Origin of the sequence: Pseudomonas sp. S12(2018) (assembly GCF_024355235.1) — a bacterium.
Taxonomy (GTDB): Bacteria; Pseudomonadota; Gammaproteobacteria; order Pseudomonadales; family Pseudomonadaceae; genus Aquipseudomonas; species Aquipseudomonas palmensis.
In genome coordinates this window covers 338,531-359,380 of the sequence record NZ_QLAD01000004.1, presented here as the reverse complement: position 1 = coordinate 359,380, position 20,850 = coordinate 338,531, and the positions used below count along the sequence as shown (strand labels likewise).

The 20,850-nt window shown below is 66.4% G+C and carries 14 protein-coding genes; 9 read left to right on the top strand and 5 right to left on the bottom strand.

The genetic code is table 11. The annotated features are described in order from the left end of the window. The first annotated feature begins 111 nt into the window (after positions 1 to 111). The 3 genes from DN388_RS11905 (at position 112) to nfuA (ending at position 4,197) form a co-directional block, all read left to right on the top strand. Positions 112 to 2,409 (top strand): fatty acid cis/trans isomerase, encoded by a 2,298-nt coding sequence (locus DN388_RS11905; RefSeq protein ID WP_054914322.1) that lies wholly within the window; start codon positions 112 to 114, stop codon positions 2,407 to 2,409. Between the two features lie 111 nt (positions 2,410 to 2,520). Continuing rightward, positions 2,521 to 3,555: an acyltransferase gene (locus DN388_RS11900; protein ID WP_058540346.1), complete on the top strand. Its 1,035-nt coding sequence runs from the start codon at positions 2,521 to 2,523 to the stop codon at positions 3,553 to 3,555. A 57-nt stretch (positions 3,556 to 3,612) separates the two neighbouring features. Next, positions 3,613 to 4,197, top strand: coding sequence for a Fe-S biogenesis protein NfuA (gene nfuA / locus DN388_RS11895; RefSeq protein ID WP_058540345.1), 585 nt, complete (start codon positions 3,613 to 3,615; stop codon positions 4,195 to 4,197). A gap of 180 nt (positions 4,198 to 4,377) precedes the next feature. On the opposite strand, the gene DN388_RS11890 is transcribed toward nfuA, so the two are convergent. The 5 genes from DN388_RS11890 to DN388_RS11870 form a co-directional block, all read right to left on the bottom strand. Beyond that, a complete protein-coding gene (locus DN388_RS11890; protein WP_043864075.1) occupies positions 4,378 to 5,802 on the bottom strand; it encodes an efflux transporter outer membrane subunit in 1,425 nt (474 codons plus the stop codon). Then, the gene (locus DN388_RS11885) at positions 5,799 to 8,978 is read right to left on the bottom strand and encodes an efflux RND transporter permease subunit (protein ID WP_054914324.1); all 3,180 of its coding nucleotides are present in this window, start codon (positions 8,976 to 8,978) and stop codon (positions 5,799 to 5,801) included. Before DN388_RS11885 ends, DN388_RS11890 begins: the two co-directional genes overlap by 4 nt. A 12-nt stretch (positions 8,979 to 8,990) precedes the next feature. Next, on the bottom strand, positions 8,991 to 10,223 hold the full coding sequence (gene mexE, locus DN388_RS11880; RefSeq protein ID WP_043864073.1) for a multidrug efflux RND transporter periplasmic adaptor subunit MexE: 1,233 nt from the start codon (positions 10,221 to 10,223) through the stop codon (positions 8,991 to 8,993). A 201-nt stretch (positions 10,224 to 10,424) separates the two neighbouring features. Next, positions 10,425 to 11,738, bottom strand: coding sequence for an MFS transporter (locus tag DN388_RS11875; protein WP_078481163.1), 1,314 nt, complete (start codon positions 11,736 to 11,738; stop codon positions 10,425 to 10,427). A gap of 70 nt (positions 11,739 to 11,808) precedes the next feature. Then, positions 11,809 to 13,119 (bottom strand): L-fuconate dehydratase, encoded by a 1,311-nt coding sequence (locus DN388_RS11870; protein WP_254999916.1) that lies wholly within the window; start codon positions 13,117 to 13,119, stop codon positions 11,809 to 11,811. A 101-nt stretch (positions 13,120 to 13,220) separates the two neighbouring features. Here DN388_RS11870 and DN388_RS11865 point away from each other — a divergent pair, with 101 nt between their 5' ends. The 6 genes from DN388_RS11865 to DN388_RS11840 all read left to right on the top strand — a co-directional run bounded on the left by DN388_RS11865 (position 13,221) and on the right by DN388_RS11840 (position 20,805). Then, positions 13,221 to 14,168, top strand: coding sequence for a LysR substrate-binding domain-containing protein (locus DN388_RS11865; protein WP_054914325.1), 948 nt, complete (start codon positions 13,221 to 13,223; stop codon positions 14,166 to 14,168). Positions 14,169 to 14,206: 38 nt separating this feature from the next. Beyond that, positions 14,207 to 15,178 (top strand): LysR family transcriptional regulator, encoded by a 972-nt coding sequence (locus DN388_RS11860; RefSeq protein ID WP_043864069.1) that lies wholly within the window; start codon positions 14,207 to 14,209, stop codon positions 15,176 to 15,178. Positions 15,179 to 15,336: 158 nt separating this feature from the next. Then, positions 15,337 to 16,887 (top strand): UxaA family hydrolase, encoded by a 1,551-nt coding sequence (locus DN388_RS11855; RefSeq protein WP_054914327.1) that lies wholly within the window; start codon positions 15,337 to 15,339, stop codon positions 16,885 to 16,887. A 36-nt stretch (positions 16,888 to 16,923) separates the two neighbouring features. After that, on the top strand, positions 16,924 to 18,510 hold the full coding sequence (locus DN388_RS11850) for an aldehyde dehydrogenase (NADP(+)) (RefSeq protein ID WP_254999914.1): 1,587 nt from the start codon (positions 16,924 to 16,926) through the stop codon (positions 18,508 to 18,510). After that, on the top strand, positions 18,503 to 19,561 hold the full coding sequence (locus DN388_RS11845; RefSeq protein ID WP_054914328.1) for an Ldh family oxidoreductase: 1,059 nt from the start codon (positions 18,503 to 18,505) through the stop codon (positions 19,559 to 19,561). The genes DN388_RS11850 and DN388_RS11845 overlap by 8 nt, the downstream gene beginning before the upstream one ends. A 26-nt stretch (positions 19,562 to 19,587) precedes the next feature. Then, positions 19,588 to 20,805 carry a fumarylacetoacetate hydrolase family protein gene (locus DN388_RS11840; protein WP_058540534.1) on the top strand — a complete coding sequence of 406 codons (1,218 nt, stop codon included), beginning with the start codon at positions 19,588 to 19,590 and terminating at the stop codon, positions 20,803 to 20,805. The last annotated feature ends 45 nt before the right edge of the window (positions 20,806 to 20,850 follow it).

Sequence of the window (20,850 nt, the reverse complement as noted above, 5' to 3'; positions counted from 1 at the left end):
AACCTGCGCGGTTTTTAGGCGTGTTGCCGGTTTGCATGAATTTGATTCATGTTGGCACGCTGCCGCCACCGGTAGAATCGTGAAGCTATCAATACCCAGGACATTCGGCACATGGTGCATCGTTTACTTGCCGGCGCCTTCGCACTGCTCATCAGCGGCGCGGCGCTCGGACAAGCCCCCGTCACAAGCCCGGCTATTTCCTATACCCGGGACATCCAACCGATCTTCACCGAGAAGTGCGTTGCCTGCCATGCCTGCAACGACGCGGCCTGCCAGCTGAACCTGGGCAGTGCCGAGGGCGCCGCGCGCGGTGCCTCCAAGGTGCCTGTGTATCAGGGCGACCGCAGTACGGCGGTCGCGCCGACCCGGCTGTTCTACGACGCGCACAGCGTCGAGGCCTGGCAGCGCAAGGGCTTCAGTTCGGTGCTCGACAGCCAGGGCAGCCAGGCCGCGCTGATGGCGCGCATGCTCGAGCTGGGCCACAACACGCCGCTCACCCCCAATGCCAAGCTGCCCGAGGAGATCGTGCTGGGGCTCAACCGCAACAACATGTGCCCGCTGCCCGGCGAGTTCGACGCCTACGCCGGCGCCCACCCCAGGGAGGGCATGCCGCTGGCCGTCACCGGCCTTACCGATGCCGAGTACCAGACCCTGCAGCGCTGGTTCGCCGCCGGTGCGCCGGTGGAGTACAACCCGATCCAGCCAAGTGCCAGCGAGGCCGCGCAGATCACCGAGTGGGAGGCGCTGCTCAACCGCCCCGGGTCCACCGAGGCGCTGGTGGGGCGCTGGCTGTACGAGCACCTGTTCCTGGCGCACATCTACTTTGTCGGCGGCGAGCAGGGCCACTTCTTCCAGTGGGTGCGCTCGCGCACGCCCAGCGGCCAGCCGATCGACCTGATCGCCACACGCCGCCCCAACGATCCGCCCGGCACCGACTTCTACTACCGCCTGATGCCCGTGCAGGGCGTGATCGTGCACAAGACCCACATCACCTACCCGATGGGGCCGAACAAGCTCAAGCGCGTCAAGCAGCTGTTCTACAGCGGCGACTGGCATGCCACGGCCTTGCCCGGCTACGGCCCGCGCCACCGCGCCAACCCGTTCGAGACCTTCGAGGCGATCCCGGCGATAGCGCGCTACCAGTTCATGCTCGATAACGCCGAGTACTTCGTGCGCACCTTCATTCGCGGCCCGGTATGCCGTGGGCAGATCGCCACCGACGTGATCCGCGACAACTTCTGGACCCTGTTCCAGGAGCCGGCCCACGACCGCTACATCACCGATGCCGAGTACCGCGGCAAGGCCACGCCCCTGTTGGCGATGCCCGGTCAGATCGACGACGTGGGCAGCATCCTGACCCTGTGGCACGCCTACCGCGACAAGCGCAACGAGTACGAAAAACTGCGCCGCGACGCCTATGCCGACCTGCCGCCACCGAGCTGGTCGAGCCTGTGGGCCGGCAACGACAATGCCTTGCTGACCATCTTCCGCCACTTCGACAGCGCCTCGGTGAGCAAGGGCCTGATCGGTGATGTGCCCAAGACCCTGTGGCTGTTCGACTACCCGCTGTTCGAGCGCACCTATTACCAGCTGGCGGTGAATTTCGACGTGTACGGCAACGTCTCGCACCAGGCGCAGACGCGCCTGTACTTCGACCTGATCCGCAACGGGGCCGAGGTCAACTTCCTGCGCCTGATGCCGGCCAAGCAGCGCAGCGACATCCTCGGCGACTGGTACCAGAACAGCGGCAAGGTCAAGATGTGGCTGGACTACGAGGCGATCGACAGCAAGACCCCGACCGCCCTCAAGCTCGACCCGCGCGACCCCAAGCGCGACTTCGGCCTCAAGCTGGTGGAGCGCACCGGCAGCCTGAACGCCGCGCCTGACCCGATCAACCGCTGCCAGGGCGCGTACTGCTCGCTGCCCGGCAGCGAGGAGTTCCGTGACGTGGAGCAGGCCCTGAGCCGGCTGGCCTCGCGCCCGGCGGCCGGGCTCAAGGTGATCGGCCAGTTGCCCGAGGCGACCATGCTGCGCATCGAAGGGCAGGGCGGCCAGCGCAAGGTCTACAGCCTGCTGCGCAACCGCGCCCACAGCAACGTGGCCTTCATGCTCGGCGAGGCCTACCGCTACCAGCCGGGGCTGGACACCCTGACCCTCTACCCGGGGGTGATGAGCAGCTACCCCAACTTCATGTTCAACATTCCGGCCAGCGACGTGCCCGAGTGGGTCGAGGACATGGAGGCGGCGCGGGACGATCCGGCCCGCTTCGAGCGCATCGTCATGCGCTGGGGCGTGCGCCGCAGCCACCCGCAGTTCTGGCAGTACTTTCATGACCTGAGCCGCTACATCCAGCAGACCGATCCGGTGGAGGCCGGCGTGCTCGACATGAACCGCTACGAGAACCTCTGAGGCAACCGCCGGGCAGATCGGGCTGATCTTTCCCGGCCTTTCGTAGTCCCACCCGCAAGCGGTCCCGATTTGTGCGGGGCCAGGGTGGGGTAACGAGAGACGGGAATCGACATGCTGTTTTCGCTTCAGGCATTGAGGGCGCTCGCCGCCTGGGTGGTGGTCTGTCACCACTTCATGCAGATCTTCTTCGACTTCAAGGCCAGCGGCCCGGTAGGGCAGTTTCTGGCTGATCGCGGTGCGGTCGGGGTGGACATCTTCTTCGTCATCAGCGGGCTGGTGATCTACCTCTCGACCCGTGACAAACCCATGGCGCCCAGGCGCTTTCTGCTCAACCGGGTGCTGCGCATCGTGCCGGCCTACTGGTTCTATACCGGCCTGATGGCGCTGCTGCTGGTGGTGGCCAGCCAGTGGATGCCGCACCAGACCCTGGAGCTGTCGCACCTGCTGCTGTCGCTGCTGTTCATTCCGGCGGAAAACCCCGGCGGCTACGGCCTGTACCCCACGCTCAACGTGGGCTGGACGCTGAACTACGAGATGTTCTTCTACCTGCTGTTCTCGCTGGTGTTCCTGGTGCGCCAGCGCCATCACCTGTGGCTGGTGGCGCTGGCGCTGTTCGCGGTCAGCGAGGTGCTCACCGGCCTGGGCGTGCTGGGGCGGTTCTACAGCAACAACATCATCTACGAGTTCCTGCTGGGCGTAGCCATCGGCGTGCTCTACCGGCGCGGCTGGATTGCCCAGGGGCTGTGGCTGCCGTTGCTGACCCTGGCGGCCGCATCGGTGGCGATCTACCGCCTGGATGCCTCGTCACGCCTGCTGCACTGGGGCCTGCCTAGCGCGCTGATCGTGCTGGCGTGCATCTCGCTGGAGCCGTATTTCAAGGGCAACCGGGTGCTCAAGGCACTGGGCGACTGCTCCTATTCGGTGTACCTGATCCATGTGCTGGTGCTGTACGGCGGCTGGTTTGCCAGCGAGCGTCTGGGGCTCAACCCCTACCTGGTGTTCGCGCTGTGCGTGCCGCTGATCGGCGGGGCGTCGTGGGCCAGTTACCGCTGGCTGGAAAAGGGCCTGTACCGGCGCATGAGTGGCTGGTTCGAGGCGCGTCTGGGCCCGGCGGTGCCGGTGGCACTTTCCCGACAGAATTACTAGGACTTTGTTCGCCGGCCGTGTTGGCGTAAACTGCGCACAAGTCTGTGAGGAACTTACATGAGCGCCATAACGATTACCGACGCCGCGCACGATTACCTGGCCGATCTGCTGGAAAAGCAGAATACCCCAGGCATTGGCATTCGCATTTTCATTACCCAGCCGGGTACGAACTACGCCGAAACCTGCATTGCCTACTGCAAGCCAGGTGAAGAAAAGCCGGAAGACGAAGCGGTGGGGCTCAAGTCCTTCACCGCCTACCTGGATGCGGTCAGCATCCCGTTTCTGGAAGATGCGGTGGTGGACTACGCCACCGACCGCATGGGCGGCCAGCTGACCATCAAGGCGCCGAACGCCAAGGTGCCGATGGTCAATGCCGACAGCCCGATCAACGAGCGCATCAACTACTACCTGCAAACCGAGATCAACCCGGGGCTGGCCAGCCACGGCGGTCAGGTCAACCTGATCGAAGTGGTCGAGGACGGCATTGCGGTGCTGCAGTTCGGCGGTGGTTGCCAGGGTTGCGGCCAGGCCGACGTTACCTTGCGCGAAGGCATCGAGCGCACCTTGCTCGAACGCATTCCGGAGCTCAAGGGCGTGCGTGACGTGACCGACCATTCGCAGAAAGAAAACGCCTACTACTGACAGTTATGCCCAATCGCGGGTCAAGCCCGCTCCCACAAGGATCACCGTAGCCGTTGTGGGAGCGGGCTTGACCCGCGATTTGCCGTACGGCGACAGGCAAACTGCGTTCAGGCCACAAAAAAAAGCCCCGCCAATGGCGGGGCAAAGTGGTCGGTGCTAACCAACCAAAGGAGCTCTGAATCAGTTCGCCGCAGCCACGCTGTCGGTCTGCCAGCCACCACCGAGTGCCTTGTAGATCGCCACGATCCCGCGATACAGGTCCACCTCGCCCAACGCCTGCGCGTCCTCGGCAGTAAGCCGTTCACGCTCGGCATCCAGCAGCACCAGGTAATCCACCGTACCCTCGCGGTAACGAATCGACGCCAGGTCCGCCGCCTTGCGGCTCGCCTCGCTCTGGCGCAGCAGCGCCATCAGCCGTTGCTGACGCTTGGCGTAATCGCTGAACGCATTCTCCGACTCTTCCAACGCCAGCAGCACCTGCTGCTCATAGGTCGCCAACGCACCCTCGGCCTCGGCATTCGCGCCACGCAGACGCGCCCGCACACTGCCCAGGTCGAACGCCGCCCAGGTGATGCTCGGGCCCAGTGCCCACGCCTGCGCCGCACTCGACCCCAACTGCGAACCACGCCCTGCGGTAAAGCCCAGGAAGCCGCTCAGGCTCACCCGCGGGAACAGGTCGGCCGTGGCCACCCCCACATTCGCCGTGGCCGCCGCCAGCTGGCGCTCGGCGCTGCGCACATCCGGGCGACGCTTGAGCAGTTCGCCCGGGTCGCCAATCGGCAGGGCCTTGGCAATCGCCGGCAACTGCGCCGGCGACAGGTCGACACTCAACGCATCCGGCCGCTGCCCCAGCAAGGTGGCGATGCGGTTGCGCGCACGCACCTGCTCGGCCTGCAGCTGCGGCACGCTGGCCTCTACCGCTGCCAGGCGCGCATCGGCGCGCACCACGTCCAGTTCGTTGCCAACCCCCGCATCACGCAGGGTTTCGGTAATGCCGCGCGAATCCTGCTGGGTCTTGAGGTTGGCCAGGGCTATCTTCTCGCGCAACTGCGCACCGCGCAGTTGTCCATAAGCATCAACCAGCTCGGCAATCAGGCTCACCTGCAATTGTTGCAGGTCGGCCTGGGCCGCGGCCTCCTGCGCCTCGCTGGCTTCCAGCTGGCGCTGAATGCGGCCGAACAGGTCAAGCTCCCAGGCCATGTCCAGGCCCAGGTCGTAGCGCTCGCTGTTGACCCGGCGGTCGGTCTGGCCAGGTATCTGACCCTTGCCCAGGTCGCTGCTGGCGCGGCTGGTGACGGTGGGCAGTGCATCGTTGCTCACATCGTCACGAATCGCCCGCGCCGCCTTCAGGCGCGCAAACGCCACGCGCAGCTCGCGGTTGTCGGCCAGCGACTGGCTCACCAGCTGGTTGAGGACCGGGTCGTCGAACTGACGCCACCAGATCGCATCGAAGCGGGTGCGGTCGAAGGCCGCCTTGGCCTCCTGCGCATCGGCCGCCGCCAGGTGCGCGGCGTCGGTGTGCGGGGCCTGGTAGTCCGGGCCGACCGCACAGGCGGCCAGGGCCAGTACCAGCAGGCTCGGTGCCCACAGTTTCAAGTGGTTCATGCCTGGTTCTCCAGCTGCAGCTGGCGGGCCGCCTTGCGGGCCTCGCTGCGCTCTACATAACGACGGATCAACACAAAGAACACCGGGGTCAGCAACAGGCCGAAAATCGTCACCCCGATCATCCCGGAGAACACCGCCACACCCATGGCATGGCGCATTTCGGCGCCGGCCCCGGAGGAGAACACCAGCGGCACCACACCCATGATGAAGGCGAACGAGGTCATCAGGATCGGGCGCAGCCGCAGCCGGCAGGCTTCCAGCACCGCAGCCAGCGGGTCGAGCCCTTCGGCCTGCTTGTCCTTGGCGAACTCGACGATAAGAATCGCGTTCTTGCACGCCAGCCCCACCAGTACGATCAGGCCGATCTGGGTGAAGATGTTGTTGTCGCCACCGGACAGGATCACCCCGGTAATGGCCGACAGCAGGGTCATCGGTACGATCAGGATCACCGCCAGCGGCAGGCTCCAGCTCTCGTACTGGGCAGCCAGTACCAGGAACGCCAGCAGCACGCACAGCGGGAACACGAACAGCGCGGTGTTGCCGGCCAGGATCTGCTGATAGGTCAGCTCGGTCCATTCGAAGGTCATGCCGTTGGGCAGCTCTTCCTTGAGCAGTTTTGCCATGGCCTGTTCGGCCTGGCCGGAGCTGTAGCCGGGTGCTGCGCCACCGTTGATCTCGGCGGTGATGAAGCCGTTGTAGTGCATCACGCGGTCCGGCCCGGAGGTGTCGCTGACCTTGATGAAGGTCGCCAGCGGGATCATCTCGCCCTGGTTGTTGCGCACCTTGAGCTGGCCGATCTGCTCGGCATCCAGGCGGAACTGCTGCTCGGCCTGCACGTTGACCTGGTAGGTACGGCCAAAGCGGTTGAAGTCGTTGGCGTACAGCGAGCCCAGGTAGATCTGCAGGGTGTCGAAGATATCGTTGATCGCCACACCGTGGGTCTTGGCCTTCTCACGGTCGATGGCGGCATCCACCTGCGGCACATTCACCTGGTAGCTGGTGAACAGCCCGGCCAGCTCCGGCACGTTGTGGCTCTTGGCGATGATGTTCTGGGTTTCCTTGTACAGCGCCTCGTAGCCCAGGTTGCCACGGTCTTCGATCTGCAGGCGGAAACCGCCGATGGTACCCAGCCCCTGAACCGGCGGTGGCGGGAAGATCGCGATGTAGGCTTCCTGGATGTCGGCGTACTGCGCGTTCAACGTGGCGGCAATCGCCGCGGCCGACTGGCTGGGGTCCTTGCGCTGGTCGAACGACTTGAGTGCGACGAACACGATGCCGCTGTTGGGGCTGTTGGTGAACCCGTTGATCGACAGGCCCGGGAAGGCGATGGAATCGGCCACACCCGGTTGCTTGAGGGCGAACTCGCTCATCTTCTTGATGACCGATTCGGTGCGGTCAAGGCTGGCCGCATCCGGCAGTTGTGCGAAGGCCACCAGGTACTGCTTGTCCTGGGCGGGCACGAAACCGGTCGGGGTGGCGGCAAAGCCCATCCAGGTCAGCACCATCAGCCCGGCGTACACGAACAGGGCGATGCCGCTGCTGCGGATCACGCGGCCCACGGTGCCCACGTAGCCATGGCTGGCACGCTCGAAGAAGCGGTTGAACGGCTTGAACAGCCAGCCGCCGAGCAGGCGGTCGAGCAGTTTCGAGAAGCGGTCCTTGGGGGCGTGATGGCCCTTGAGCAACACCGCAGCCAGCGCCGGCGACAGGGTCAGCGAGTTGAACGCCGAGATCACCGTGGAAATCGCGATGGTCAAGGCGAACTGCTTGTAGAACTGCCCGGTCAGGCCGGAGATGAACGCCGCCGGGATGAACACCGCGCACAGCACCAGCGCGGTGGCGATGATCGGCCCGGTCACTTCGCTCATGGCGCGCTTGGTCGCCTCCAGCGGGTTGAGCCCCAGCTCGATGTTGCGCTCCACGTTCTCCACCACCACGATGGCGTCGTCCACCACGATACCGATGGCCAGCACCAGCCCGAACAGCGACAGCGCGTTGAGCGAGAAGCCGAACAGGTGCATCACCGCAAAGGTGCCGATCAGCGAGACCGGTACCGCCACCAGCGGGATGATCGAGGCGCGCCAGGTCTGCAGGAACAGGATCACCACCAGCACCACCAGGATCAGCGCCTCGAACAGGGTGTGCACCACCGCTTCGATCGAACCGCGCACGAACACGGTGGGGTCATAGACGATGCTGTAGTCCATGCCCTCGGGGAAGTCCTTCTTCAGCTCGGCCATCTTGGCGCGTACTTCGTCGGAGATCTCGATGGCGTTGGAGCCAGGGCGCTGGAAGATCGGGATCGCCACCGCCGGCTGATTGTTGAGCAGCGAACGCAGGGCGTACTGGCTGGAGCCCAGCTCCACCCGGGCGATGTCCTTGAGGCGGGTGATTTCACCGTCGGCGCCAGAGCGGATGATGATGTTCTCGAATTCCTCTTCGCTCACCAGGCGGCCCTGGGTGTTGACCGACAGCTGGAAGCTGGTGGCCCCGGGGGCGGGCGGCGAACCGAGCTGGCCGGCGGCCACCTGGCGGTTCTGCTCGCGAATGGCAGCCACCACGTCGCTGGCAGTCAGGTTGCGCGAGGCGGTCTTGTTCGGGTCCAGCCACACGCGCAGCGAGTAGTCGCCCATGCCGAACAGCTGCACGTCACCCACGCCACCCAGGCGAGCCAGCTCGTCCTTGATGTTGAGGATCGCGTAGTTGGACAGGTAGAGCATGTCGTAGCGGTTGTCCGGCGAGGTCAGGTGCACCACCATGGTCAGGTCGGGCGAGGCCTTGTCGACGGTGATACCGATACGCGTGACTTCCTCGGGCAGCTTGGGCTGGGTGCGGGTCACACGGTTCTGCACCTGCACCTGCGCGTTGTCCAGGTCGGTGCCCAGGGCGAAGGTGATGGTCAGGGTGATCTTGCCGTCGGCGGTGGACTGCGAGGACATGTACAGCATGTTCTCTACACCGGTGATGGCCTGCTCGAGCGGCGCGGCCACGGTTTCGCCGATCACCTTGGGGTTGGCGCCGGGGAAGTTGGCGCGCACCACCACGGTGGGCGGTACCACCTCGGGGTATTCGCTGATCGGCAGCTGGAACAGCGAGATGCTGCCGGCGATCAGGATCAGCAGCGACAGCACGGCGGCGAAGATCGGCCGGGTAATGAAGAACTGGGAAAAATTCATCGGTCTGGTCCCTTAACCGCGTGGTGCCGCGGCACTGGCGAGCTTGACCGTGACCGGCTTGCTCGGGGTGCTGGCTTCTAGGGCCTGGCGTTGCTGGGCGAGGGCGGCGAGGGTGGTGTCGCTGGCCATCGGGGTTTCTTCAGGGCTGACCGGCGAGCCAGGGCGTACACGCTGCAGGCCCTTGACCACGATGCGGTCTTCCTTGCTCAGGCCGCTGCGCACGATACGCAGGCCTTCGAGTTTGGGGCCCAGCTCCACGGCGCGGTAATCGGCCTTGTTGTCCTTGTCCATCACCAGCACGAACTTCTTGCCCAGGTCGGTGCCCACGGCCTCGTCGTTGATCAGCACGGCCGAATAGGTGGCGCTGCCGACCAGTTTCAGGCGCGCGTACAGCCCGGGGGTGAACTGGCCGTCGCTGTTGTCGAACACCGCGCGACCGCGAATGGTGCCGGTCTTGGGGTTGACCTGGTTGTCGACGAAGTTCATCTGGCCCAGGTGCGGGTTGCCGGTTTCGTTGGACAGGCCCAGGTACACCGGGGTGCTCTGGCCGCGCTGGCCGTCGCGGGCCAGCTGGGTGTACTTGAGGTACACGCGCTCGTCGGCGTCGAAGTAGGCGTAGACCTTGTCGGTGGACACCACGCTGGTGAGCGCGGTGACATCGGCGGTGACGATGTTGCCGGCGGTGAACTCGGCGCGGCTGACACGGCCGCTGATGGGCGCGGTCACGCGGGTGAAGCTCAGGTTCAGCCTGGCCAGGTCCAGTTGCGCCTGGATCGCGGCCACCCCGGCGCGGGCTTCGGCGGCGGCACTGGTGCGCGACTCGGCGAGTTCGGCGGAAATCGCGTTGCTGCTGCGCAGGCGCTCGCCGCGCTGGGCCTCGGTCTGGCTGCGGGTGGCGGTGGCGCGGGCTTGTTGCAGTTGGGCTTCAAGTTGGCGTACCTGAGCCTGGAACGGGCGCGGATCGATCTGGAACAGCAGGTCGCCTTTCTTGACCTGGGCACCTTCGGTGAAGGCTACCTGGTCGATCTGGCCGGAAACGCGCGGGCGTACTTCGACGGTTTCGGGGGCTTCGAGGCGGCCGGTGAACTCGTCCCATTCGTTGATGGGCTGCTCCAGCACCTTGGCCACCGTGACTTTCGGTGCACCGGGCGCTTGCGGGGCCTCCGGGGTACGACCACAGGCACTCATCACCACCAGTGCCAGGGCAGCAAGGGGATAGCGCAAGGGTTTGAGTGAGTGTTCCATGGATAGATCCGCCAATGTATTGAGAGTGGGCGGATTCTGCGATTTGTAACTATTAACAACGAATCGAATGGGGCGAAGGTAACTATCATTCGGAATGATATGAACACCATCGCGGGTCAAGCCCGCTCCTACAGGGACCGCGATGATCCTTGTGGGAGCGGGCTTGACCCGCGATGCAGGCAGCGCCGATTCGAGATGGGCTCAGGCCTGAGCCTTCTCCTCCTGCCCCTGACGCAACCGCGTGCTGATCAGCGCCGCCAGCACCAGCAGGCCGGCGATCACCCACAGCCCGTTGCGCGTGCTACCGGTGGTCTGCTCGATCAACCCCATCACCGACGGCCCGACGAACCCGCCGAACAGCCCGCACATGGTCACGAACGCCAGCCCCGCCGCCAGTGCACTGCCGCTCAGGCGGCTGGACGGGAACACGAAGATGATCGACTGCACCACGAACAGCATCAGCGCCGTCAGCGAAAAGCCCACCAGCCCGATGAACGAGTTGGAGAACGAGGCAATCACCAGCCCCGCCGCCATGGTCAGCAAGCCGAAGAACATGATCATCCGGCAGCGGGTGGGGGTGGTGGCCAGGCGCGGGAAGGTCGCGGCGCCAATGGCGGCGGCAATCCACGGTACCGAGGTCAGCAGGCCGATCTGGAACGGCGACAGGTTGCCATAGGTGCCGATGATGCCCGGCAGAAAGAAGATCACCGTGTAGATGGTGATCTGGTGCACGAAGTACACCGCGATCGCCAGCCAGATCTGCTTGTCGCGAAACATCTGGCTCAGGCGGGTCTGTGGCGGCGCGGCGGCTTTTTCGGCGTTCAGGCGCTGCTCGATGTCGCGCTTGTCGGCCTCCGACAGCCATTTGGCCGAGGCCGGCCCGTCAGGCAGTTTCTTCCACACCACATACGCCAGCGCCACCGCCGGCAGGCCTTCGATCACGAACAGCCACTGCCAGCCATGCCAGCCCAGCAAGCCGTCCATCTGCAGCAACGCACCGCCCAGCGGCCCGCTGAGGATGTTGGCCAGGCACACGCCCAGCAGAAAGTAACCGGTGGCACGTGCCCGCTGTTCGCGGTCGAACCAGTAGGTCAGGTACAGCATCACCCCCGGGAACAGCCCGGCCTCGGCCACGCCCAGCAGCAGGCGCATGATGTAGAACGAGGTCTCGCCCTGCACGAACGCCATGCCCGCCGACAGCAGGCCCCAGGTGATCATGATGCGGGTGATCCAGAAACGTGCGCCCACCCGGTGCATGATCAGGTTGCTTGGCACCTCGGCCAGCGCGTAGGTCAGAAAGAACAGCCCGGCACCCAGGCCGTAGGCAGCGGCCGACAGCCCAAGGTCGATGCCCATGCTGGCCTTGGCCAGGGCAATGTTGGTGCGGTCCAGAAAGCTCATCACGTAGACGATGACCAGCAGCGGCAGCAGTTTGCGCAGCAGCAGGCTGTTCAGGCGTTGTTCGGCAGGCACGGCGGGCGCGGCCGCCGCTGTCGCGGTATTGAGGATTGTCATTATTGTTAACCCCGGTATTGATGGTGCGGCCCGCCGACGCGCAGGGCGCGGCGGCGGGCTTGGGTGTCGATCAGGTGCGGGCGATGTCCAGCCACACCGGGCCGTTCGGGTACTGGTAGCGCTCCAGGGTGTCGGCATGCATCTCGATGCTGTAGCCGGGGCGCAGCGGTGGCATGTAGCGGCCGCGGCGGATCACCACCGGGTCGATGAAGTGCTCGTGCAGGTGGTCGACGTATTCCAGCACGCGGTTGTGCAGCGAGGCCGAAACGCCGATGTAGTCGAACAGCGCGATATTCTGCACGTATTCGCACAAACCCACACCCCCGCCATGCGGGCACACCGGCACGTCGTACTTGGCCGCCATCAGCAGCACGATCAGCACCTCGTTCAGCCCGCCCAGGCGCGCCGCGTCGATCTGGCAGAAGTCCAGCGCACCGGCCTGGAACATCTGCTTGAACATCACCCGGTTGTGACAGTGCTCGCCGGTGGCCACGCCGATCGGCGCGATGCGCTGGCGAATGGTGGCATGGCCGAGGATGTCGTCGGGGCTGGTCGGCTCCTCGATCCACAGCGGTGCGAAGGCGGCCAGGCGGCGCATGTTCTCGATCGATTCGTCCACGCCCCACACCTGGTTGGCGTCCATCATCAGGGTGCGTTCCCAGCCCAGCTCGTCACGCAGGATGCCGGCGCGGCGAATGTCGTCTTCCAGGTTGGCGCCGATCTTCTGCTTCACGTGGGTCCAGCCATCGGCCACGGCCTCGCGGGTGAGCTGGCGCATCTTCTCTTCGCTGTAGCCCAGCCAGCCCGGTGCGGTGGTGTAGCCCGGGTAGCCTTCGCGCAGCATCTGCGCCTCGCGCTCGGCCTTGCCCGGCGCATTGCGGCGCAGCAGGGCGATGGCTTCCTCGGGGGTGATCACGTCGGTGACGTAGCTGAAGTCCAGGCAGCGCACCAGTTGCTCGGGGCTCATGTCGGCCAGCAGCTTCCACACGGGTTTTTCTTCGTGCTTGGCCCACAGGTCCCACACGGCATTGATGATGGCGGCGGTGGCGAGGTGGATCACGCCTTTTTCCGGGCCCAGCCAGCGCAGCTGGCTGTCGCCCACGGTGAAGTTGTGCCAGAAGGCGCCCATGTCGGCGGTGATCTCTTCCAGGGTCAGGCCCACCACCATCGGTGCCAGCGACTGGATCGCGGCCACGCAGATCTCGTTGCCGCGGCCGATGGTGAAGGTCAGGCCATGGCCTTCCAGGGGGCTGTCGGTGTGCAGCACCACGTAGGACGCCGAATAGTCCGGTGCGCTGTTCATCGCGTCGGAGCCGTCGAGCGACAGCGAGGTAGGGAAACGGATATCGCGAACGCTCAGGTGGGTAATTCGAATGCTCATGGCGGGCTCTTGTTCTCGGTGACCACTTGGAGACCCGACTGTAGGTTGCCGAGCGATACGTGCATAATCGCGGTTTCCTAACCAGGGATACCGAATTCGATATGTCTGCGAGCCCTGAAGCCGATCCGCTGCTGCCACGCAGCCTTGGCGCGCTGAAAATTTCCAGCCGCCAGATCACCTTGCTCAACGCCCTGGGCGAGTTCGGCAACCTGCGCCGCGCCGCAGCGGCCATGCACACCACCCAACCGGCGGCGAGCCTGCTGTTGCAGCAGTTGGAGGAGCGCCTGGGCGTACGCCTGTTCGAGCGCCTGCCCCGGGGCATGCAGCCCACTCTGTATGGCGAGGTGATGATCCGCTATGCCCAGGGCGCGCTGCACGAGTTCGAGCACGCCCAGGCGCAGATCGCCGAACTGGCCCGCGGTGCCATGGGCCTGGTGCGGGTGGGCACGGTGATGGGCCCGGTGCCGCGCCTGCTGACCGGCGCGGTGCTGGCCTACAAGCGCGACCACCCCAAGGTGCGCATCAGCATCGAGGTGGGCACCAGCGACACCTTGCTGCCGGCGCTGCTGCGCGGCGACTTCGACGTGGTGCTCGGGCGCCTGCCCGACCAGGGTGACAGCCAGGACCTGGACATCGAGCTGTTCGACATCGGCGAGCAGATGCGCGTGATCGCCAGGGCAGGGCACCCGCTGGCCGGCGCCGCGGCGCTGCAACTGGCCGACCTGGTCAGCCTCACCTGGATCCTGCACCCGCTCGGCAGCCCCATGCGCCGGCGCGTGGAAAGCGCGCTGCAGGCCGGCGGCATGGTGCAGTCGCTGGATATCGTCGAGACCGCCTCGATCCTGGCCACCACCGCCATGCTCGAAGCCTCCGACATGATCGCGGTGGTGCCCAACGACGTGGCCGAGCATTATGCGCGCTATGGCATGGTCGCCATCCTGCCGGTGGAGCTGCCCATCAGCATGGTCAACCTGGGCCTGCTGACCCTGCGTTCGCGCCCACGCTCGGTGGCGCTGAACACCCTGCTGCATTACCTGCGGGCGCAATGACATGACCTGCGCCGCCACCTTCAGGAGGCACTGAGCCGATGCCCTCGGACATTACCCATTCCAGCTTCTGCAACTGGGTGCGCTTCAAGCACCTGGTGCTGATCGACACCCTGGCGCGCACGCGCAACATGCACGCCACCGCCTCGCGCATGAACCTCAGCCAGCCGGCCCTGAGCAAGATGCTGCGCGACCTCGAGGAGCAGTTCGGCTTTGCCCTGTTCGAACGCCTGCCGCGCAGCATGCCGCCCACCGAGCTGGGCGAGTACGTGGTGCGCTATGCGCAGAACGCGCTGGCCGACTCGCACACCTTCGTCGACCAGGTCAACCGCCTGCGCAAGGGCGGCCACGGCTTCATCAAGGTGGGCGGCATCTTCGCCGCCACCTCGGTGGTGCTGCCCCAGGCCATTGCCGCGATCAAGGCGCGCAGCCCGCTGCTGTCGATAGAAGTGGTGGAGCAGTCCAGCGACTACCTGCTGGCGATGCTCGAACAGAACAAGCTCGACCTGATGATCGGGCGCTTCACCGAACCGCGCTTCGCCCAGTTGTTCGACTTCCAGGCACTGGAGCCCGAGCCCTTCTGCCTGGTGGTCAACAGCAGCCACCCGCTCAACCAGCTCGAGATCACGCCGCTGGAGGCCCTGGGCGACTGGCCGTGGGTGCTGTACCCGGTCGGCACGCCGATCCGCGACCGCCTGGAGCGGGCGTTTCGCGCTGCCAACATCGCCACCCCCGCCGACAGCGTGGATACCATCTCGATGCCGATGTTCCTGCAACTGCTGCAGTCGGGGCCGATGATCGCCATGCTGCCGCGCTCGATGGTGGCGGCGCAGCTGGCCAGCGGTCAGTTTCGCGAGCTGCAGACCCCGCTGCACCTGGCACCGCTGGAGTACGGCATCATCACCCGCAAGGACCAGCCGCTGACCGGCTCGGCGCAGGTGTTCGCCGATATCCTGCTGGACTTCGCCCGCCAGCGCCGTCAGGCCGAGGGTCATAAAACGATCTATAAATGAAACGAGAATTCGCACTTCGATAACCCAGGGTTATCGCTTGATCGGATCATCTCATTGGGAATACGCCGGCCGGCTCCTTACAGTTGGTGCAGATTCGCCCGCACAAGACGGGCGTGATGCCATAACAAGAAGCTTGCCGTAGCGCCCTGAGAGGTCCCATGCACCTGATTGCCAGAACCCGCAGCAGCGAAGACCCTGCGGTCATCCGCCTCAACCCGCTGGACAACGTGCTGATTGCCCGCCAGGTGCTGCCCGAGGGGCTGCACCTGGACGCCGAGGCGGTCACCGTGCGCCAGTCGATCCCTTCGGGGCACAAGGTGGCCAGCCAGCGCGTGGAGCAGGGCGAGGCGCTGCGCCGCTATGGCCAGATCATCGGCTTTGCCTCGCAGCCCATCGAGGCCGGCGAACACGTGCATGTGCACAACGTGGAGATGGGCGACTTCGCCCGTGACTACGCCTTTGGCGAAGACGCCCACAGCGTGCCGGCCAGGGCAGCCTTCTTCGAAGGCATCGTGCGTGCCGACGGGCGGGTGGCCACCCGCAACTACGTGGGCATCCTGACCTCGGTGAACTGCTCGGCGACCGTTGCCCGTGCCGTAGCCGACCATTTTCGCCGCGATATCCACCCCGAGGCGCTGGCCGACTACCCCAACGTCGATGGTGTGGTGGCCCTGACCCACGGTGCCGGTTGCGCGGTCGACCCCAGCGGCGAAGCCCTGGGCCTGCTGCGCCGCACCCTGGGCGGCTATGCCGTGCACCCCAACTTCGCCGCCGTGCTGATCATCGGCCTGGGCTGCGAGACCAACCAGATCGAAAGCCTGATGCAGACCCAGGGGCTGACCGCCGGCGCCCAGTTGCGCGCGTTCACCATCCAGGGCATTGGCGGCACCTCCAAGACCATCGCCGCCGGTATCGAGCAGGTCAAGGCGCTGCTGGCCGACGCCAACCAGGTGCGCCGCGAGCCGGTCAGCGCCCGGCACCTGATCGTGGGCCTGCAATGCGGCGGTTCCGACGGCTATTCGGGCATCACCGCCAACCCCGCGCTGGGCAATGCGGTAGACCGCCTGGTGGCCGCGGGCGGCACCGCGATCCTGTCCGAAACCCCTGAAATCTACGGCGCCGAGCACCTGCTGACGCGCCGTGCGGTCAGCCGCGAAGTGGGCGAGAAGCTGATCGCGCGCATCCACTGGTGGGAAGACTACTGCCAGCGCATGAATGCCGAGCTCAACAACAACCCCTCGGCCGGCAACAAGGCCGGCGGCCTCACCACCATTCTCGAAAAATCCCTGGGCGCCGTGGCCAAGGCCGGCTCCAGCAACCTGGTGGACGTGTACCAGTACGCCGAGGCCGTGCGCGCCAAGGGGCTGGTGTTCATGGACACCCCCGGCTACGACCCGGTGTCGGCCACCGGCCAGGTCGCCGGCGGTGCCAACCTGATCGCCTTCACCACCGGTCGCGGTTCGGCCTACGGCTGCGCCCCGGCGCCGTCGATCAAGCTGGCCACCAACAACCGGGTGTTCGAGCACCAGGAAGAAGACATGGACGTGAACTGCGGCGGCATTGCCGACGGTTCCACCAGCATTGAAGAACGCGGCGCCTACATCTTCGAACAGATGCTGCGCATCGCATCGGGCCAGCGCAGCAAGAGCGAGCAACACGGCTACGGGCAGAACGAGTTCGTGCCGTGGCAGATCGGCGCCGTGACCTGATTGACCTTTCCGCACCCTTACAGAGGCGAAATGCACATGAGCTTTTCCGGACACAACTTCATCGCAGGCCAGCGCAGCGCCCTGGGCGACACCCTGGTCTACAGCGTCGACGCCCACACCGGCGAACGCCTGCCGGGCGGTTTCCACCAGGCCACCCTGGACGAAGTCGACAGTGCCGTTGCCGGTGCCAGCGCGGCCTTCCCGTTGTTTCGCAGCCTGCCGGCCGTGCGCCGGGCCGAATTTCTCGACGCCATTGCCGATGAACTCGACGCGCTGGGCGAGGACTTCGTGGCGCTGACCTGCCGCGAAACCGCGCTGCCAAGCGCACGCATCCAGGGGGAGCGCGGTCGCACCAGCGGCCAGATGCGCCTGTTCGCCAAGGTGCTGCGCCGTGGCGACTTCTACGGTGCGCGCATCGACCAGGCGCTGCCCGAGCGCACGCCGCTGCCACGTCCGGACCTGCGCCAGTACCGCATCGGCGTGGGCCCGGTGGCGGTGTTCGGCGCCAGCAACTTCCCGCTGGCATTCTCCACCGCTGGCGGCGACACCGCCGCAGCGCTGGCGGCCGGTTGCCCGGTGGTGTTCAAGGCCCACAGTGGCCACATGGCCACTGCCGAGCGCGTGGCTGAGGCGCTGCTGCGTGCGGCCGACAAAACCGGCATGCCGGCCGGCGTGTTCAACATGATCTTCGGTGGCGGTGTGGGCGAGGCGCTGGTCAAGCACCCCGGCATCCAGGCCGTGGGCTTCACCGGTTCGCTCAAGGGCGGCCGTGCCCTGTGCGACATGGCGGCGGCGCGGCCGCAGCCGATCCCGGTATTTGCCGAGATGTCGAGCATCAACCCGGTGCTGGCGCTGCCGCAGGCACTGGCCAGCCGTGGTGCGCAGATGGCCAGGGAACTGGCCGCCTCGGTGGTGCAGGGCTGTGGCCAGTTCTGTACCAACCCGGGCCTGGTGCTGGGCATCCGCTCGCCGGCCTTCACCACCTTCATCGAGCAACTGGGCGGCCACCTGGCCGAACAGGCGCCGCAGACCATGCTCAACGCAGGCACCCTGGCCAGCTATGGCAAGGGCCTGCAGGCACTGCTGGCGCACCCCGGCATCCAGCACCTGAGCGGCCAGGCACAAGCCGGCAACCAGGCCCAGCCGCAGCTGTTCGGCGCGGATGTCAGCCTGCTGCTGGAACACGACGAACTGCTGCAGGAAGAGGTGTTCGGCCCCTGCACCATCGTGATCCAGGTGGCCGACGCCGCCGAGCTGCTGCGCGCCGTCAGCGCCCTGCGGGGCCAGCTCACCGCCACGCTGCTGGCCGACGGTGACGACCTGCCGGCCTTCGCCCAGCTGTTCGGCGTGCTCGAAGACAAGGTCGGCCGCGTGCTGGTCAACGGCTACCCCACCGGTGTGGAGGTGTGTGACGCGATGGTGCACGGCGGCCCGTACCCGGCCACCTCCGATGCCCGCGGCACCTCGGTCGGCACCCTGGCCATCGACCGCTTCCTGCGCCCGGTGTGCTACCAGAACGTGCCCGACGCGCTGCTGCCGGACGCCCTCAAGGACGCCAACCCGCTGGGTATCCAGCGCCTGGTCGATGGCCAGTACAGCCGCCAGGGCCTGGGCGATGTCTGAAGCCCGGCGCTACGACACGGCCACGCTGACCCGGTTCGTCGAACAGTTGTTCGAGGGTGCCGGGGCCGACGCCGAGGTGGCCCGGGTGGTGACCCGCGTGCTGCTCGAGGGCGAGCTGCTGGGGCACCGCACCCACGGCCTGAACCTGGTCAGCCGCTATGTCGGTGGCGTACAGCGCGGTGAGGTCAAGGCACGTGCCGCCGACCTCGAACACCTGCAGGGCAGCGGCATCGCCACGCTGTTCGACGGCCACTACGTGCTGGGCCCGTACTGCGTGGAGCGTGCCCTGGCATGCGCCGCGCAGGGTGCCCAGGCGCAGGGTATCGGCATCTCGGTGGTGCGCCGTGCCTCGCACATCGGCTGCCTGGCGGCCTACCTCAAGCCCTACACCGACCGTGGCCTGGTGGCCCTGCTGTATTCCTCCGACCCGTCGGTGGGGCTGGTGTGCGCCCAGGGCGGCATCGACCCGATCTACACCCCCAACCCGATTGCCGCGGGTATTCCGACCCAGGGCGAGCCGATCCTGCTGGACGTGAGCATGTCCAGCGTCACCCTGGGCCTGGTGGGCCAGTGCCGCGATGCCGGCACCACCTTGCCCCACGCCGTGCTGATGAGTAACGACGGCACGCCGAGCAACGACCCGCGCGACTTCTTCACCACGCCCCAGGGCAGCCTGCTGCCATTGGGCGGGCAGGCCTTCGGGCACAAGGGCTTTGCCCTGGCCCTGCTGGTCGAGGCGCTGACCTCGGGCCTGGCCGGGCACGGGCGCAAGGACGCGCCGCAGCAGTGGGGCGCCTCGGCCACCGCAGTGGTGATCGACCCGCGCTTCTTCGGCGGGCTTGAGGCCTTTACCGCCGAGAGCAGCTTCCTTGGCCAGTTGGTGCTGGCCAGCCGTCCGCTCGACCCGCAGCGCCCGGTGCGCCTGCCGGGCCAGGCCGGGCTGAAACTGCGCGAGCAGGCGTTGCGCGAGGGCCTGGGCCTGTCGCCGGCGGTGCTCGATGCGCTGAACCAGACCGCTGCGCAGTTGCAACTGGCGCCGCTTTCGCAATGACCGACCACCACAACAAGAGTGCACACATGACCAACCAGAACCAGGCGCACGCGCCTCTCGCACTGAGCAACGATCTCGCCGTGTTCGCCACCGGCAGCTGGGTAGGGCGGGTGTGGCTGCCCGAGCAGGGCCCCGCCGTGGTGCTGGTCAGGGCCGGCGCCGTGCATGACATCAGTGCCCATGTGGCCACCGTCTCGGCCCTGCTCGAACAACCCGACCCGGCCGCCTACCTGCGCGCACTGCCGCTGGGCGAGGCGTTGATCGAGCTGCCCGCGCTGCTGGCCAACAGCGACCCGCAGCAGCGCGATGCGCGCCTGCCATGGTTGCTGGCCCCCATCGACCTGCAGGCGGTCAAGGCCGCCGGCGTGACCTTCGCCGCCAGTCTGCTGGAGCGTGTGGTCGAAGAGCAGGCCAAGGGCGACCCGGCCAAGGCCGACGCGATTCGCGACACCCTGGTCAGCCGCATCGGCGCCGACCTGTCGCGTATCGTGCCCGGCTCGGCCCAGGCCGAAGAACTGCGCGTGCTGCTGGTGGAGCAGGGCATGTGGTCGCAGTACCTGGAAGTGGGCATCGGCCCGGACGCCGAAGTGTTCACCAAGGCCCAGCCGTTGTCGGCGGTCGGCCACGGCGCCGATATCGGCCTGCACCCCAAGTCCAGCTGGAACAACCCCGAGCCCGAGGTGGTGCTGGCGGTGTCGAGCAACGGCACCATCCACGGCGCCATGCTGGGCAACGACGTGAACCTGCGCGACTTCGAGGGGCGCAGCGCGCTGCTGCTGTCCAAGGCCAAGGACAACAACGCCTCGACCTCCCTCGGCCCGCTGCTGCGCCTGTTCGACGAGACCTTCAGCCTGGAGGACGTGCGCGCCGCCGAAGTCGACCTGCGCGTCGAAGGCCGGGATGGCTTCGTGCTGCAGGGGCGCAGCTCGATGCGCCAGATCAGCCGCGACCCGGTCGACCTGGTGCAGCAGACCCTCAACGAGAACCACCAGTACCCCGACGGCCTGGTGCTGTTTCTGGGTACCCTGTTCGCGCCCAAGCAGGACCGTGACCAGCCCGGCAGCGGTTTCACCCACAAGCTGGGCGATGTGGTCACCATCAGCAACCCGCTGCTGGGCAGCCTGTGCAACCGCGTGACCACCAGCGACCAGGCGCCACAATGGGCATTCGGCCTGCGTGCGCTGATCGAAAGCCTGAGCCGTCGTGGCTTGCTGGAGGTGGCAGTGACTGCACGCCAGCCCTGAGCGGGCGTGCGTATTCCAGGGATGACGTGTGGATGAAGGATCGCC